The organism is Stappia sp. G46H5W (genome assembly GCF_058448995.1).
The window spans coordinates 209,727-224,997 of the sequence record NZ_JBZFLL010000003.1 but is presented as its reverse complement, the minus strand read 5'-3'; the positions used below and the strand labels follow the sequence as shown (position 1 = coordinate 224,997).

At 65.4% G+C, this 15,271-nt stretch carries 13 protein-coding genes; 8 read left to right on the top strand and 5 right to left on the bottom strand.

The genetic code is table 11. The features are described 5' to 3' along the window. The first annotated feature begins 315 nt into the window (after positions 1-315). On the top strand, positions 316-1,584 hold the full coding sequence (locus ACVJ6E_RS11275) for an OmpP1/FadL family transporter (protein WP_491676449.1): 1,269 nt from the start codon (positions 316-318) through the stop codon (positions 1,582-1,584). 75 nt (positions 1,585-1,659) lie between these two features. Here the strand turns inward: ACVJ6E_RS11275 and ACVJ6E_RS11270 are convergent, their stop codons facing one another. Beyond that, a complete protein-coding gene (locus tag ACVJ6E_RS11270) occupies positions 1,660-2,439 on the bottom strand; it encodes an SDR family oxidoreductase (protein WP_120267221.1) in 780 nt (259 codons plus the stop codon). Positions 2,440-2,644: 205 nt separating this feature from the next. On the opposite strand from ACVJ6E_RS11270, the gene ACVJ6E_RS11265 reads away from it, so the two are divergent. The 3 genes from ACVJ6E_RS11265 to ACVJ6E_RS11255 all read left to right on the top strand — a co-directional run bounded on the left by ACVJ6E_RS11265 (position 2,645) and on the right by ACVJ6E_RS11255 (position 5,549). After that, on the top strand, positions 2,645-3,454 hold the full coding sequence (locus ACVJ6E_RS11265) for a UDP-2,3-diacylglucosamine diphosphatase (protein ID WP_120267222.1): 810 nt from the start codon (positions 2,645-2,647) through the stop codon (positions 3,452-3,454). Next, the gene (locus ACVJ6E_RS11260) at positions 3,451-4,485 is read left to right on the top strand and encodes a glycosyltransferase family 4 protein (protein ID WP_120267223.1); all 1,035 of its coding nucleotides are present in this window, start codon (positions 3,451-3,453) and stop codon (positions 4,483-4,485) included. The genes ACVJ6E_RS11265 and ACVJ6E_RS11260 overlap by 4 nt, the downstream gene beginning before the upstream one ends. A 74-nt stretch (positions 4,486-4,559) precedes the next feature. Further along, the gene (locus tag ACVJ6E_RS11255; RefSeq protein WP_120267224.1) at positions 4,560-5,549 is read left to right on the top strand and encodes a threonine ammonia-lyase; all 990 of its coding nucleotides are present in this window, start codon (positions 4,560-4,562) and stop codon (positions 5,547-5,549) included. 14 nt (positions 5,550-5,563) lie between these two features. On the opposite strand, the gene ACVJ6E_RS11250 is transcribed toward ACVJ6E_RS11255, so the two are convergent. Together ACVJ6E_RS11250 and ACVJ6E_RS11245 are read right to left on the bottom strand one after the other, a co-directional pair. Next, complete coding sequence (locus ACVJ6E_RS11250) at positions 5,564-6,613, bottom strand: DUF2336 domain-containing protein (RefSeq protein ID WP_120267225.1); 1,050 nt, start codon at positions 6,611-6,613, stop codon at positions 5,564-5,566. A gap of 190 nt (positions 6,614-6,803) precedes the next feature. Beyond that, positions 6,804-7,973, bottom strand: coding sequence for a protein phosphatase CheZ (locus tag ACVJ6E_RS11245; RefSeq protein WP_120267226.1), 1,170 nt, complete (start codon positions 7,971-7,973; stop codon positions 6,804-6,806). Between the two features lie 127 nt (positions 7,974-8,100). Here ACVJ6E_RS11245 and ACVJ6E_RS11240 point away from each other — a divergent pair, with 127 nt between their 5' ends. Beyond that, positions 8,101-9,345 (top strand): MFS transporter, encoded by a 1,245-nt coding sequence (locus ACVJ6E_RS11240; RefSeq protein ID WP_120267227.1) that lies wholly within the window; start codon positions 8,101-8,103, stop codon positions 9,343-9,345. Positions 9,346-9,381: 36 nt separating this feature from the next. On the opposite strand, the gene dgcA is transcribed toward ACVJ6E_RS11240, so the two are convergent. Then, complete coding sequence (dgcA, locus tag ACVJ6E_RS11235; RefSeq protein ID WP_120267228.1) at positions 9,382-10,365, bottom strand: N-acetyl-D-Glu racemase DgcA; 984 nt, start codon at positions 10,363-10,365, stop codon at positions 9,382-9,384. Continuing rightward, positions 10,362-11,375 (bottom strand): N-acetyltransferase DgcN, encoded by a 1,014-nt coding sequence (gene dgcN / locus ACVJ6E_RS11230; RefSeq protein WP_120267229.1) that lies wholly within the window; start codon positions 11,373-11,375, stop codon positions 10,362-10,364. The genes dgcA and dgcN overlap by 4 nt, the downstream gene beginning before the upstream one ends. Positions 11,376-11,628: 253 nt before the next feature. On the opposite strand from dgcN, the gene ACVJ6E_RS11225 reads away from it, so the two are divergent. The 3 genes from ACVJ6E_RS11225 to ACVJ6E_RS11215 are packed head-to-tail and all read left to right on the top strand — an operon-like array spanning position 11,629 to position 15,252. After that, positions 11,629-12,774 carry an ABC transporter permease gene (locus tag ACVJ6E_RS11225; protein ID WP_120267230.1) on the top strand — a complete coding sequence of 382 codons (1,146 nt, stop codon included), beginning with the start codon at positions 11,629-11,631 and terminating at the stop codon, positions 12,772-12,774. Further along, the gene (locus ACVJ6E_RS11220; protein ID WP_120267231.1) at positions 12,775-13,584 is read left to right on the top strand and encodes an ABC transporter ATP-binding protein; all 810 of its coding nucleotides are present in this window, start codon (positions 12,775-12,777) and stop codon (positions 13,582-13,584) included. Between the two features lie 18 nt (positions 13,585-13,602). After that, entirely contained in the window at positions 13,603-15,252 is a 1,650-nt protein-coding gene (locus ACVJ6E_RS11215) for an MlaD family protein (RefSeq protein WP_120267232.1), read from the top strand. Positions 15,253-15,271 lie beyond the last annotated feature (19 nt).

The following is a 15,271-nucleotide window of genomic DNA, read 5'->3' as shown; positions in this document are numbered from 1 at the left end:
AAAAAATATGCAAATGCGCATCGGGCGTGCGCATCCGTCGTGAAATCGTCACACAGTTGCGGGTTTTGAGATCCTGTTCAGGTTTCCCCAACGGAAAGGTTCCTTAGCGGAACCTGCAAAACCTTACTTCTTGTCATGTCGGGCCACCGAAATCCGGTCGCTCACGGCGATTGCGAAGCAGTCGTGACTTTCTCATCCTCTTCTCAACAGGGCGGGCATTGGGGCTTTGCTTCGTCCTGCAGACCGGGGAGGAGTGGTCGAGACATGTCACCCAAGAGCAGAAGCGTTCTACTGTCATTTACCGCAATTTCGGCGATGGTTGCTTCGTCGGCCGCCCTTGCGGGCGGCTTCGCCCTGCGCGAGCAAAGCGCCTACTACCAGGGCATGTCGTTTGCCGGCAACGGCACGACCGGCCCGTCGATCTCGTCGATGTTCTGGAACCCGGCGACCATCACCGGGGCCGGGGAGGGGTTCACCTTCGAGAGCCACCACACGCTGGTCGCTCCCACCGCCGAGATCACCGGTGCCTTCACGCCGTCGGCCATCGGCGGGGGCGTCCTCGGCCTGACGCCGAGTTCGGCGCCGTCCGGCGACATCGGCAGCGAAGGCTATGTTCCGGCGTCCTACACGGCCTACAAGCTCACCGATCAGATCTTTCTGGGCCTGTCCATCAACGCGCCCTATGGCCTTGCGACCAAGCCGCACCAGAACTGGGCTGGGCAGTTCTATTCCAGAACGTCCAAGGTGATGTCGGTGAACGTGACGCCGACTGTCGGCTACAAGCTCAACGACATGCTGTCTTTCGCGTTCGGCGTGCAGGTCCAGTATTTCAAGGTGACGCTCAAGTCGGCCCTGCCCAACGTGCCGGGCTATCCTTCCGCGATCCTTGAAGGCGACGACATCGGCTTCGGCGTCACCGCCGGTGTGACGTTCAAGCCGTTCGAGGGCACCGAGCTCGGCCTCGGCTTCCGCTCGGGCGTCAGCCAGACCCTCGACGGCGACATCCAGACGCCGGCCGGCCTCACGGACATCAATGCCTCGCTGATCACGCCGGAGATGATCAACTTCTCGGCCAAGCAACGGGTGACCGATGCGTTCCGGGTCTTCGGCACCGTGGAATGGGCCAACTGGAGCCGCCTCAAGTCGCCGCGCGTTACGTCGCAGGCGACCGGCGCCACCGTGCAGACGCTGCATTTCAACTACCGCGACAGCTGGTTCTTCGCGATCGGCGGCGAATACGACGTCAACGAGGACCTGACGATGCGCGCCGGCATCGGCTACGAGATCTCGCCGATCACGGACGAGATCCGCTCGACCCGCCTGCCGGATACCGACCGTCTGTGGCTGTCGGCCGGCGCCAGCTACAAGTTCACCGACGACCTGTCGTTCGACCTCGGCTACACCTACATCCACGCGGCCGATGCCGACATCAACATCGGTCCCGGCCATCAGGATTACAATCCGAATGTCGGCAGCTATGTCGGCAAGGCAAAAGCGAGCGTGAACATCATCTCCGCGTCGATGCGGTACCGCTGGGGCGGTCCTGCGGAGCGTCCGGAGTATGACGTGGCGCGCGGCTACTGAGCTGTCGGTCACTTTGGTATGAAGAAGCCGGCGGGGAGAGCTCCCCGCCGGCTTTTGCTTTGGCTGTGCAGGCGCTCAGAACGCCGCCGGATAGAGGCCGCCGTCGACGAGGACGTTCTGTCCCGTCACGTAGCCGGCCGCGCTCGAGCAGTAGAAGGCGCAGATCTTGCCGAACTCCTCCGCCGTGCCGAAACGGCCGGCCGGGATTTCCGCCTGCTGGGCCTTGCCGACCGCATCGACGCTCTGCCCGGTCATGCCGGCCGTGCGCTCCAGCCCGCCGCGCAGGCGGTCCGTGTCCATCTTGCCGGGCAGCAGGTTGTTGATGGTGACGTTGCGCCCCGCATAGGTCCGGCAGACGCCGGCGAGGAAGGCGGTGAGGCCGGCGCGCGCGCCGCTCGACAGGTCGAGCCCTTCCAGCGGCATGCGCACGGTGATCGAGGTGATGTTGATGATCCGGCCGAAGCCGCGCTCGGCCATGCCGTCCGCCACCCGCTGGATCATCTCGATCGGCGAGATCATGTTCTGGATCACCCCGTCGATCATCGCGTCGCGGTCGAGCTCGCGGTAGTCGCGGCGCGGCGGGCCGCCATTGTTGTTGACCAGGATGTCGGGCTCGGGACAGGCGGCGAGCAGGGCGTCCTGTCCCTCGCGGGTGGAGACATTGGCGACGACCGAGGCGACGTTGACGCCATAGCGGGCGCGGATCTCGCTCGCGGTCGTTTCCAGGCGGAGCCGGTCGAGACCATTGATCACCAGATCGCATCCCGCTTCGGCCAGCGCTTCGGCGCATCCTCGGCCAAGTCCGCGGCTCGAGGCGCAGACGATGGCCTTGCGGCCGGAAAGTCCAAGATCCATGTCGTATCTCCCGATCTGGCCCGCCCGGGGCAGGGGCCCCCGCGGGCATCGTTGCCGAATTGATAGCGGAGCCGTCCCCGCTCCGTCCAGCTGCAGACGTGCAAGGCCTATTTCTTCCCGCCTTTTGGGTCGTTTCGGCCGTTTGTCATATTTCTGAGACCGGAATCGCGCATCTAGACGCTCAAAGTCTTGTCAGGAGCGTGCCATGTCCTCCGAGCCGACCCAGAGACATTTCCGGGCAATCTTCCTCTCCGATATTCATCTTGGTACGCGCGGCTGCCAGGCGGACATGCTGCTCGATTTCCTCAAGTATCATGATGCCGAAACCATCTATCTGGTCGGCGACATCGTCGACGGCTGGCGCTTGCGCCGCATGTGGTACTGGCCGCAGACCCATAACGACGTGGTCCAGAAGCTGATGCGCAAGGGCCGCAAGGGCGCCCGCATCGTCTATACGCCCGGCAACCACGACGAGTTCCTTCGCGATTTTCTCGGCACGCATTTCGGCGGCATCGAGGTGATGGAGGAGACCATCCACGAGACCGCCGACGGGCGCCGCTATCTGGTCATCCACGGCGACCGTTTCGATGTGGTGGTGCGCCATGCCAGGTGGCTCGCGTTCCTCGGCGACTGGGCCTATGTGAGTGCCCTCAATCTCAACACCGGGCTCAATATCCTGCGCCGCCGCCTCGGCCTGACCTACTGGTCGCTCTCGGCCTGGGCCAAGCTCAAGGTCAAGAACGCGGTCAACTTCATCGGCAAGTTCGAGGAAACGCTGGCGGGCGAAGCCGAGCGCCAGGGCGTCGACGGGGTGATCTGCGGCCATATCCACCACGCCGCCGACCATACCGAGTTCGGGACTCACTACATCAACACCGGCGACTGGGTGGAAAGCTGCACGGCCGTCGCCGAGCATCACGACGGGACGTTCGAGATCATCCGCTGGGCGGACCGGGCAGAGCAGGCGCCCGCATTGGAAAGCGGCGCACCGCGCCGGGCGCAGGCGGCGGCATGAAGTCGCTGCTCATCGTCACCGATGCCTGGCGTCCCCAGATCAACGGTGTCGTGCGCTCGATCGAGCGCACCGTGGACGAGCTGCGCCGGATGGGCGTGCCGGTCGAGGTGCTCTCGCCAGCGGACTTCTTCACGGTTCCCTGTCCGACCTATGCGGAAATCCGCCTGTCGCTGACAACGCCCTCGGTCCTGCGCCGGCGGATCCTTGAGGGGGAATACGATCACCTGCACATCGCCACAGAGGGGCCGCTGGGCCTGATGGCCGCGCGTGTTGCCCGGCTGCTGGGGCTGGCCTACACGACGAGCTATCACACACGGTTTCCTGAATACCTGTCCGCGCGCATGCCGGTGCCTGTTTCCTGGTCCTACGCCTGGCTGCGGCGCTTCCACAATGCCGGGCATGGCTGCATGGTGGCCACCGCGACGCTGGAGCAGGATCTCGCGGAGCGCGGCTTCACGAACCTGATGCGCTGGTCGCGCGGCGTCGACCATCAGTTGTTCCGCCCGCGGGAGGGGAGCGTGCTCCCGCGGACGCTCGCCGGTCCGATATTCATGTATGTCGGCCGGGTGGCGGTGGAAAAGAACATCGTCGCTTTCCTCGATCTGGAGCTGCCGGGCACCAAGGTGGTGGTCGGCGACGGGCCGCAGCTGGCGGAGCTGCGTGCGCGCTACCCAGGCGTTCTCTTTACCGGCACCAAGACGGGCGAGGACCTTGCCGCCCACTACGCGTCGGCGGATGTCGTGGTCTTTCCAAGCCGCACCGATACGTTCGGCAACGTGTTGCTGGAGGCGCTGGCCGCGGGCGTTCCGGTTGCCGCCTATCCGGTGATGGGGCCTCTCGACATTCTTCAGGGAACCGGGGCGGGGGTGCTTGACGAGGACCTCGGCAAGGCGGCCGTCGCAGCGCTCGAGATTTCGCGTCAGCGGTGCCGCGAGCTGGCCCTGTCCTACAGCTGGGAGGCCAGTACGCGCCAGTTCCTGCACAATTGCCTGGATGCCGCCGAGAGGGCCCACGCTCGCGGAGCTGCCTGATACGCTGTGCGCTTCAGGCGCTTCAACCCGGCGCTGCGATCATGTAGGACTGATGGCTTCTGCAGGAGGCCTTCATGGACGCGATTCCCGTCACTGCCCCGATTTTCCAGGATGTTCGCGATGCGCAGCGGCGCATTGCCGGAGAGGCGGCGGTGACGCCCCTGCTGCGCTCGGCGTTTCTCGACGAGCTGACCGGCGGAACCGTATTGCTGAAGGCGGAGAACCTGCAGCGCACCGGCTCCTTCAAGTTTCGCGGCGCCTTCAACCGCCTCTCGCTGATCCCTGAAGGGGATCGCCCACGCGGGGTGGTCGCCTGTTCGTCCGGCAACCACGCACAGGGCGTGGCGGAGGCGGCCCGGGTGCTGGGCATGCCGGCAACCATCGTGATGCCGCAGGACGCGCCTCAGGCAAAGCTCGACCGCACGCGCCGTTCCGGCGCGCGGATCGTCACCTATCGCCGGGGTGTCGACGACCGGGATGCGCTGGCCCTTGAGATCGCGCGCGAGACCGGTGCAACGATGGTTCACCCCTATAATGATCCCGGCGTCATTGCCGGCCAGGGCACGATCGGGGCCGAGGTCGCCGAACAGGCTGCTGCCATGGGGCTGACGCCGGATGCCATGCTGACCTGTGCCGGCGGCGGCGGGATGACCGGCGGTATAGCTCTTGCCCTGGAAACGCTGCTGCCCGACTGCGAGTTGCTGCCGGTGGAGCCGGAAGGCTTCGACGATCATGGACGCTCGCTTGTGGGCGGGGCCGTGGTCGCCAATCCGAGCGAAGCGGGTTCCGTTTGCGATGCATTGCTTGCCCGCCAGCCGGGCGAGATCGGTTTCGCGATCACGCGTCGCCGGGCGAAGCAGGGGCTGACCGTGAGCGATGCCGAGGCGCTGGCGGCGGTCGCCTTCGCCTTTCGCGAGCTGAAGCTGGTGGTGGAGCCGGGCGGGGCGGTGTGCCTTGCAGCGGTGTTGTCGGGCCGGCTGCCGATGAAGGGGCGCGTGATCGCGCTCACCCTGTCTGGCGGCAATATCGACGCCGACATGATGGCGAAGGCGCTGGCCGGCTAGGCGGAGGCCAAGCCTCAGTTGAAGGCGCGCTGGCTGCCGGGATGTCGCATCGTCCGGTACATGTAGACCTCCTGCGCCACCGTCTTCGAGCCGATCCCGAGCCATTCGCATCTCAGGCGCAGGAACTGGCCGTAGGTCTTGTGCCCAATGCCGGTTTCTTTCATCAGCATCGCGACGGCACCGCCCGCCTGTGAGGCGAAGGTGTCGCGCACGGAGGAATCGCGCAGCGATAGATGGCGGGACACCAGCCAGATGATGCTGTTCATGTCCTTGCGCTCGACCAGCGTCAGGAAAATGCTCTCGAAACCCAGTTCTCCGGACGCGATCTGGATATGGAGCTCGTGGCGGGAGAGCTGCTGGCCGTCGATTTCCAGCCCTGCGTCCCGATCGTCATCCACCGCCGTTTGCGCCAGCCGGTCCAGCTCGTCTTGATTGTCGAGCGCGCGCTCGAGGTTGGCGGGCATCAACGGGCAGTCCGTCTGGGAGATCATTTTCATGTCGCCGAGGAAGCCCTCGTCCTGCGTGCAGCGCCGGGCGAGGGCGCCGAGCAGTCGCTGGTCCGCCGCCGACAGGATGAGGACTGCAAGCATCGCCCGGACGGCGAATTCGGCCCCCTGGTTCTGAAGCAGGGCATTCACCACCGGAAACGTGCCGCGAGCGATCAGTGTATCGACGATCTTGTGGGGGACATGAAGCCGGCGGGCGATGGCCAGGCGATGACGATCCGACCGGTTGCGCGAGACCTCGAGCAGCTTTGCGGTGCTGACGACCGGGGAATATTCCAGAACGGGCTCGCTGATGTCGAACGGCTCTTCGGTGAGGCGGTCGGCAAGCGGCTGGGTAATGCGCGAGGTGCGGGCCAGACGCACGACGATGTCGAGGCGGACGGAATGATCGAGCTGGTCGAACACGTCCAGCACCAGCCCCGAAAACAGATGGCGCTCGGCTTCGGTCGGCTCGCGCTCGAGCCTGTCGGAATATTGGGCACTGAGCAGACGCACGAGTTCGGACCGGGCCGACGGCTCATGTGTCCTTGCCAGTTCCTCCAGCCGGTCGTGGATCATGCCCCTCCATCCATTGCGATGTCTGCTTCCAGCTTGCAGAGCTACCTGTAGTTCTTGCAGGCCCAAGATAAAACTGCGGCGTGCTGCATCCGCCGCGTCGCCGTCTCTCCCCGAAACTGGCGGCCGCGGTCAGCGCAGCTTCCCGGCCTTATGCCGGACCAGGTCCTCATCCTCGTCCGGGCGGAGCAGCCTAGCTGAACAGCGACTGCTTCTCACCGGGCGAGAGGCGATCGAGCGGGTCCTCGCCGTCGTCGACGCTTTCGGGCCGCGCCTTGGGCGCAGGCGTCGCGTCGACTTTGGCGATGACCTCGAATTCGGCTTCCCAGGCGGCGGTATCCTCGTCATCGACGATCACCACGTCGTCGAAGTCGTCCTCGGCGGCAGCGCTTGCCGGTGCAAGGGACGGCTTCTCGAAGACGTCCGCATCGGCAAATTCGATGTCGTCAAACTCGAGGCCGGCCATCTCGCGGGCGTTTGCCTGCTCCTGGCTCGCCTCTTTGCCGGCGTCGAAGATATCTGCGTCGCTCTCGCTATCGGTGTCGACCGTTGCAAAGAGAGCGTCGATCTCGTCGGCAGAGGCTGTCTCTCCGGAAAAGGCGCTCGCCTCATCGGCAGCCTTGTCCGCTGCATCCGGCGTGTCGAACTCGACCGCGCTGACATCGAACATCTCGTCGACCGCGTCCTGCGACACGCCCTTGCCGTCGAGCTGGGGCCCGTTGAGCAGATGCGCATCGGGCCGGGTGTCCTCAACGAACGTGGTGTCCTGGGCGCGGCTGCCTTCCAGGCCCCAAATGGAGATCATCAGGTTGATGCGCGATTCCAGATACTGCAGCACCTGGACGATCTTCTGGGTGCGCTGGCCGGTCAGGTCCTGGAACGAGCAGGCCATGAAAATCTCGGTCGCACGCGCATCGATGTCGTCGCAGCTTTCCTCGTCCGCGCCGTTTTCGCGCAGTGTCCAAGCGGTCTCCTGGATCGCCTCGGCGGCCGCGAGGATTTCCTGCGTCGCGCTTTCGGTCTTGGTGACGATGGCGTCGAGCTCGTTCGAGGCCTCGATGAAGCGATTGCCCTCTTCTTGCTCGTGCTTGATGTTGGCGATCTCGCGCTTGGTGCGTTCGATCGCCTCCTGCATGTCGGCAATGTCGAGGCGAATACGGTCGATGCTGGGGACGGTGCGCTCGCGCACCAACGCCTTTTCCAGGCGGGCGATGGCGTCGAGCACCATCTGGGTCTCCGGCTTCTGGTTCCGGCGCATGTATTCGCTCAGGAACCAGCGACCGCGATCCGTGTCCGTCAAGGCGTTCAGGAGCGCTTCGTAGTCGCTTTCCCGGATCGCGCTCGGCGTGCCCATTTCAGCCATAACTGTCGTTCCGCGTTCCTGATCCGTCTCGGTCTCGGGTCGTCCGAAGGCCGTCGGTCATGCTTAATCGCCAAATCCTTAAAATCGGTATAGAAGGCAGTTCCTCACGGTTGGCGGATGCTTTCACATGCCCCTTCACGCAAGGGTTGCGGCGATCTTCGCAGCCTATTTCTTCGGCCTCGGCCTGTTTCTCCCGTTCTTCCCGCTGGTGCTGTCCGAGGCGGGATTGAGCCCGGGGGAGATCGGTACTCTGCTTGCCATCCCGATGCTGGTGAGGCTGGCGGCGAACCCGCTGATCGGGGCCGCCGTCGACCGCTTCGGCACACCCGGGCGCGCGCTGGCGCTGCTCAGCAGTCTCGCCGCTGTTGCGTTTTCAGGCTTTTTCCTCGCAAAGAGCTTCCTCGCTAGTGCCTTGCTGCTGGTGGTCATCTCCATTGCATGGTCGCCGTTGATGCCTTTGGGGGATGCATTGGCGGCGCGCGTGGAGCGTGAGGGCAAGGGCGACTACGGGCGCATGCGTCTCTGGGGATCGGTCTCGTTCATCGTTGCCAATGTGATCGGCGGATCCCTGATCGGCGAGTGGACGACCGGCGTCGTGGTCGGTGGCATCGTCGCCGGCCTGGTTGCAGCCGCAGCGGCGGCGCTCAGCGTCAAGCTGCCGCGAATCCAGGTCGATGAAAACGAATCGGTCTCGATCGCCTCTCCCGACATCGCGCTTGCCGAGGTGATGGAGGACGAGGCGCCGGGGCCCGTGCCCGCCAATGAGCGCCGAAAGGGGCTGGCGGCACTGCTGCGCGAGGGGGCGTTCGTGACGCCGGGCTTCCTGCTGGTGATCCTGGCGGCAGCCTGCGCGCAGGCCAGCCATGCGGCCTATTACGCCTTCAGTGCGCTTCTGTGGTCGCAGACCGGCGTTTCCGGCACGGCGGTGGGCATTTACTGGGGACTGGGAGTGATCACCGAGATCGGCCTGTTCGCCGCCTCAAGCCGGGTGCGTGCAGTGCTTGGCGTCAACGGCCTTCTGGCCATCGGCATTGCCGGCGCGGTCCTGCGCTGGATCCTGTTTCCGTTCGTGGAGGATCCCGTCTCCATCGTCCTGGTGCAGCTGCTGCACGGGCTCAGCTTCGGTGCGACGCATCTCGGTGCGGTCGCATTCGTCGCCCGCATGGCTCCGCCGCAATGGGCGGGCGCTGCCCAAGGCGTCAACTCGATGGTGATCGGTGCCGTGACGGCGCTGGCATCGGCGATCGCGGGCATGCTCTATGCGTCGAGCCCGGTTACCGCCTTCGTGGCGATGTCGGTGCTTTCCGGCATCGGCGGGCTGTGCCTGATCGGTGGACTGGTCGTCTCGGCCCGGGCGAAGCGGACAGGCTGAGAGCTGCCCGGATTTCCGGTCCGAGGCCTCGTCCAACTAGCCCCAGAGCTCCGGGCGTGGCGGGTGCATCAGGCTGCCGTCGAAGACGAGCCCCGGCTCCCGGTCCTTGGCCAGCAGGAGCGGTGCGTCGAGATCGACATAATCGGCTTCTTGCGCGATCAGTGCTCCCGGCGCCATCGCCAGCGACGTGCCGAGCATGCAGCCGATCATCACCTTGAAGTGCATCTCGCGGGCCTTGCCGGCAAGAAGAAGCGCTTCGGTCAGCCCGCCGGTCTTGTCGAGCTTGATGTTCACCGCATCGTAGAGCGGGGCAAGGCGCTCGAGATCCGCCGAGGTGTGCAGGCTTTCGTCGGCACAGACCGGAATGGGGCGCGGCAGGTGGGCAAGGCCCCCGTCCGCATCGGAAGGCAGGGGCTGCTCAATCAGCTCCACCCCGGCCGCGCGGCAGGCCTCCATGTTGCGCTCGAACAACGCCTCGCTCCAGGCCTCGTTGGCATCGACGATCAGCCGGGCATTCGGTGCGGCAGCGCGTACCGCGGCGATCCGTAAATCGTCGCCTTCGCCGCCGAGCTTGATCTTCAGCAGCGGGCGATCCTTCGCCTTCGCCGTGTCGGCGGCCATCTTTTCCGGCGTGCCGAGGCTGATGGTGAAGGCGGTGGTGACGGGGCCCATCTCACTGATGCCGGCGAGTTTCGCGGCGCTCGTGCCGGCCTGCTTGGCGGCAAGGTCCCAGAAGGCGCAGTCGATGGCGTTGCGCGCCGCGCCCGCCGGCATCGCCTGCTGCAGGCCGGCACGGTCGAGCCCGCGGGCGATGTCGGGCGCGATGCTCTCGATATCGGCCATCACGCCCTCGACGGTTTCGCCGTAGCGGGCATAGGGAACGCATTCTCCGCGGCCGCGATGCGGCCCTTCGCTCAGCGTGACCATCACCACATTAGCGTGGGTCCGGCTTCCCCGCGAGATGGTGAAGCCGCCCTCGATCGGCCAACTGTCGGTGGCAACGCTCAGCTCGACGGTCATGGCTTGCCGAACTCGGCGGCGATCCGCTCGACGATGCTGTCGCAGCCGAAGCGGACGGGGTCGGTTGCCGGCAGGCCGTATTCGGCCTCGGTGTCGGCGAGCAGCTTGCGCGCCTCCGCCTCGTCCAGCGCCACCGTGTTGATGCTGATGCCGACGCAGCGGATGCCCGGATTGGTGAGCTTGCCGAGCGCCACAGTCATGTCGATGACCTGTTGGATCGTCGGCAGCGGTGTCTTGACGCCGCGCATGTTGGTGCGGGTCGGCTCGTGGCAGACGACGAAGGCGTCGGGCTGCGAACCGTGCAGCAGGCCGAGGGTCACGCCGGCGAAGGACGGGTGGAACAGCGAACCCTGGCCTTCCACGAGATCCCAGTGGTTTTCGTCGGCGGCCGGCGAGATCCATTCCGCAGCGCCCGAGATGAAGTCCGCGATCACTGCGTCCAGCGAGACGCCGCGTCCGGAAATGAAAACGCCGGTCTGGCCGGTAGCGCGGAAGTCGGCGTCGAAGCCCTTGGCGCGCATCGCCTGTTCCAGCGCCAGCGCGCAGTATTTCTTGCCGACCGAACAGTCGGTTCCAACGGTCAGCAGCCGCTTGCCGCTGCGCTTGGTGCCCTTGCCGGTGTCGAACCGGATGTCGGAATGGCGCACGTCGAACAGCTTGCGGCCGTTGCGCTCGGCTGCCTCGCGGATGGCGGGCACCGCGCCGAGGCGCATGTGCAGCCCGCTGGCCACATCCATTCCTGCATCCAGGGCAGCAACGATGGAGGCGACCCAATGTTCGGGGAGCACGCCGCCGGCATTGACGGCGCCGATCACCATGGTCCGCGCGCCGGCCTTCGCGGCGTCCTGCGGTGACATGTCGGGGAGTTTCGCGTCCGCCTTGCATCCGTCCAGCCGATGCTGGCCGAGGCACCAGTCGCGCCGCCAGTCAACGATGCCGAGGCCTGTCTTGGCGGCCAGGGCGTCCGGCACGTCGCCGAGGAACAGCAGGTAGGGATGGGCGATTTCCATCGTGATCTCCTGATAGTCGGAATTTTCCGGACTGGTCGGCCAGGCGCTTGCCGGGCGACAGCCAGACGTTGGCAGGACCGTACGCCCGCGAAAGCGGTGGCCGGGTGGACGCTTGCATTGGCGCCAAGGTATACGTGGTGCCTGGGAGGCTCGGCAAGGGGGCGGGGCCGCCCGACCGGTCTCCTCATGCGAGGAGGAGGCAGGCAGCCCGGCTGCCGGACTCAGGATCCAAAGGGACGGGACGACAGCTGGCATGACGGTTGATGCAGCACAGGAGATACCGCGTCTCACGGCGACGGAGAAGGACGGCGACCTGCTCCTCGTGCTCGCAGGGCCCTGGACGATCCATCACGGCGAGATTCTCGAACAGGCCGTCGAGGGCATCGACGCGCCGTCCGGCGGTCGTATCCATATCGACCTGTCGCAGGTCGGGCGACTGGATACGGCGGGTGCCTGGCTGATCCACCGCTTGCGCGGCGACCTGGAGTTTCACGGCTCGCGTGTCAGCCTGCAGGGGGTGCTCCCGTCCTTCGATGCGCTGATTTCCGAGGTCGAGCAGCACCACCCGACTCCCTGGGCGCCGGCGCGTCACAAGTTGTCGCTGTTCAGCATTCTTGAGACGACGGGGCGCGAGGTCGTCGGTATCGGGCGCGACGCGCTCGCCATTCTCCACATCGTCGGGTCCCTGGTCAGCGTGCTGTCGGGCGTGTTCCTGCGCCCGCGGAGCCTTCGCATTGTCTCCATCGCCACCCAGTTCGACAGGGCCTGTATCGGCGCGGTGCCCATCGTCATGCTGATGAGCTTCCTCATCGGTGCGATCATCGCCCAGCAGGGCGGGTTCTACCTCCGGCAGTTCGGCGCCGACGTCTACGTGGTGGACCTGTCCGGCGTGCTGGTGCTGCGCGAGATCGGCGTGATTCTCACTGCGATCATGGTCGCGGGGCGGTCCGGGTCCGCGTTCACCGCCGAGATCGGCTCGATGAAAATGCGCGAGGAGATCGACGCGCTGCATGTCATCGGGCTGCGGGTCACGGAAGTGCTGATCCTGCCGCGGCTTTTCGCGCTCATTCTCGCCCTGCCGATCCTGACCTTCCTGTCCAACCTTGCTGCCCTGTTCGGTGCCGGGTTGATCTCCTGGCTCTATCTCGACATGGCGCCCCGAGTCTTCATCAACCTGATGCAGCAGTCGGTTACCGTCGACACGCTGATGGTGGGCATCGTCAAGGCGCCGTTCATGGCGTTGATCATCGGCCTTGTAGCCTGTGTGGAAGGCATGAAAGTCTCGGGTTCGGCCGAGTCGCTCGGCCATCACACGACCATGTCCGTCGTGAAGGCGATCTTCATGGTGATCGTCGTCGACGGCCTGTTCGCCATCTTCTTTTCTTCGATCGGGATCTGAATGCCGTCCGATACTGCCCTTGCGCCGCCGACCGCGGACGAGACGAACGCGCCCGGCGAGGAGGTGATCCTGCGCGCCCGCGGCGTGACGGTCGGTTTCGGCTCGACGGTGGTCCTCAAGGATCTGGATCTCGACGTGCGGACACGGGAGATCCTGGGCTTCGTCGGCGGATCGGGCACCGGCAAGTCGGTGCTGATGCGCGCCATTCTCGGCCTCACGCCGAAGCGGGCCGGCACCATCGAGGTGTTCGGCGTCGATCTCGACAAGGCCTCGCCGGAGGAACGGCAGGCGGTGGAGCGCCGCTGGGGCGTGCTGTTTCAGCAAGGCGCCCTGTTCTCCTCGCTCACCGTGCGGCAGAATATCCAGGTGCCGATGCGCGAGCACATGCGCATGTCGCAGCGGCTGATGGACGAGCTCGCCCTGTTGAAGCTGGAAATGGTCGGCCTGCCGCGCAATGCGGCGGAGAAGTTCCCGTCCGAGCTCTCCGGCGGCATGATCAAGCGGGCGAGCCTTGCGCGCTCGCTGGCCCTCGATCCGGACCTCGTCTTTCTCGACGAGCCGACGTCAGGTCTCGACCCGATCGGCGCGGCGGCATTCGACGATCTGGTGCGCAAACTGCGCGATACGCTCGGCCTCACTGTCTACATGGTCACTCATGATCTCGACAGCCTGCATTCCATTTGCGACCGCGTCGCGGTATTAGGAGAAAAGAAGGTGTTGAAGACGGGGACGGTCGCCGAACTCATGGAATTCGACAATGCTTGGGTGCAGTCCTATTTCAACGGCGAACGCGCGTTGCGGCGGGTATAGGCAGGAACAGGCGTAAGCATGGAAACCCGCGCGAATTATATTGCCATTGGTGCATTCGTCTTCGCGACGCTCATTGTCGGTTTTGTTTTTATCTACTGGCTCGGCAGCCGGGCTGAAGGACCGCGTGCGTTGCCGGTCAAGGTCGTCTTCAATGGGGCGGTGACCGGGTTGTCCGTCGGCGGCGCTGTCAATTTCAACGGCATCAAGGTCGGCGATGTCGGCGAACTGGGCTTCGATCCGAAGGACCCACGCGTCGTGATTGCGACGATCCGCGTCAGCCCGACCACGCCCCTGCGCAGCGACGTCAAGGCAACACTCGGGTTCCAGACGCTTTCGGGCATTGCCTATGTCGATCTGTCCGGCGGCTCGACCAGCGCGCCGCTGTTGCTCGACCCCAACGACGAAGAGCCTCCGGTCATCTATGCCGAGAAGTCGGCTTTCGAGGATATCGTGGAGGGTGCGCGGGACATTCTCAGCCGCGCCGACACCACGCTCGCCTCGATCGAGCGGGTGGTGAACGACAATCGTGAGGAAGTGAACAAGATCATCGTCAATGCCCGCGTGTTTTCCGATGCGCTGGCGAGCAATGCCGATGGCGTCGATAATTTCATGGCGAGCGTCGCCAGCACCGGCGAGGCGCTGCAGAGCCTGTCCGGCCGGCTTGAAGGGCTGGTCAACAGTGCGACCGCTGTTGTCGATGCGGTGCCCCCCGGCCGCGTGACCGAGATCGTCAACAATGCCGCGGAGGTCACGTCCAAGGCGGCAGAGGCAGCAGACGGATTGACGGGGCTTGTCGCCAATGCCGAGGGCGCGGCCCAGGAGCTGCAGCAGTTCGCCTCCGGCCTGACGGCCAGCCTTGCCAAGGTCGATGCGGTGATCGAGACCGTCCGTCCCGAGGCGATCACGCGGATCGTCGACGGCGCTTCGGCCTTTGCATCCGTGCTTCAGGAGCGGTCTGCGGATATCGACCGGCTGGTGGCGTCCTCGACCCGGACGATGGAGAACCTGGAGCAGGCCAGCACGTCCCTGGCCGAGGGCAAGGAAGACATTCGCCAGGTCCTGGCGGATGCACGTGCCATCGGCACGCAGCTCGTCGCCACCGTCGACCGGATCGACCAGGTAGTCGCCGCCGTAGATCCGGAGCAGGTCAAGAGCCTGGTGGCGTCCGTCGAGCGCTTCTCAGGGGAGATCGCCGGCAAGACGAAGATCGTGACCGATGCCATCGAGAAGGCCGGCGAAGCGGTCGACAATGTGAACGAGTTCAGCCAGAGCCTTAAGGGACGCGGCCCGCAGATCGACCAGATCGTCCGCGATGCGCAGGAACTGGCCTCGAAGCTCAATGCGACAGGGACCCGCGTCCAGAGCGTCGTCGACAAGGTCGACGCGATGGTGGAGGGTGACGGCGAGGGCCTGATCGCTGAGGCGACGCAGGCGGCCGTGTCGATCCGCAAGGTCGCCGACGTGCTCGCCGAGCGGGTCGGACCGATTACCAGCGGGCTGGAGCGTTTCACCGCACGCGGCTCGACCGATTTCTCCAATGCCATGGCACAGCTCAGCCGCACGCTGCTGGAGATCCAGCGCACGGCGGCAGACCTCAACCGCGATCCGCAGCGCGTGATCTTCGGCGGGCCGGACAAGCCGACCTTCGGAGGGGCGCAGCGGCGATGATGCGAAAAGTGGAGTTTCG

Coding starts and splice junctions, on each gene's coding strand:
- ACVJ6E_RS11225 (WP_120267230.1), top strand. CDS start 11,629: ATGACGGTTGATGCAGCACAGGAGATACCGCGTCTCACGGCGACGGAG.
- ACVJ6E_RS11275 (WP_491676449.1), top strand. CDS start 316: ATGGTTGCTTCGTCGGCCGCCCTTGCGGGCGGCTTCGCCCTGCGCGAG.
- dgcN (WP_120267229.1), bottom strand. CDS start 11,375: ATGGAAATCGCCCATCCCTACCTGCTGTTCCTCGGCGACGTGCCGGAC.
- ACVJ6E_RS11260 (WP_120267223.1), top strand. CDS start 3,451: ATGAAGTCGCTGCTCATCGTCACCGATGCCTGGCGTCCCCAGATCAAC.
- ACVJ6E_RS11255 (WP_120267224.1), top strand. CDS start 4,560: ATGGACGCGATTCCCGTCACTGCCCCGATTTTCCAGGATGTTCGCGAT.
- ACVJ6E_RS11265 (WP_120267222.1), top strand. CDS start 2,645: ATGTCCTCCGAGCCGACCCAGAGACATTTCCGGGCAATCTTCCTCTCC.
- ACVJ6E_RS11250 (WP_120267225.1), bottom strand. CDS start 6,613: ATGATCCACGACCGGCTGGAGGAACTGGCAAGGACACATGAGCCGTCG.
- ACVJ6E_RS11240 (WP_120267227.1), top strand. CDS start 8,101: ATGCCCCTTCACGCAAGGGTTGCGGCGATCTTCGCAGCCTATTTCTTC.
- ACVJ6E_RS11245 (WP_120267226.1), bottom strand. CDS start 7,973: ATGGCTGAAATGGGCACGCCGAGCGCGATCCGGGAAAGCGACTACGAA.
- dgcA (WP_120267228.1), bottom strand. CDS start 10,365: ATGACCGTCGAGCTGAGCGTTGCCACCGACAGTTGGCCGATCGAGGGC.
- ACVJ6E_RS11215 (WP_120267232.1), top strand. CDS start 13,603: ATGGAAACCCGCGCGAATTATATTGCCATTGGTGCATTCGTCTTCGCG.
- ACVJ6E_RS11270 (WP_120267221.1), bottom strand. CDS start 2,439: ATGGATCTTGGACTTTCCGGCCGCAAGGCCATCGTCTGCGCCTCGAGC.
- ACVJ6E_RS11220 (WP_120267231.1), top strand. CDS start 12,775: ATGCCGTCCGATACTGCCCTTGCGCCGCCGACCGCGGACGAGACGAAC.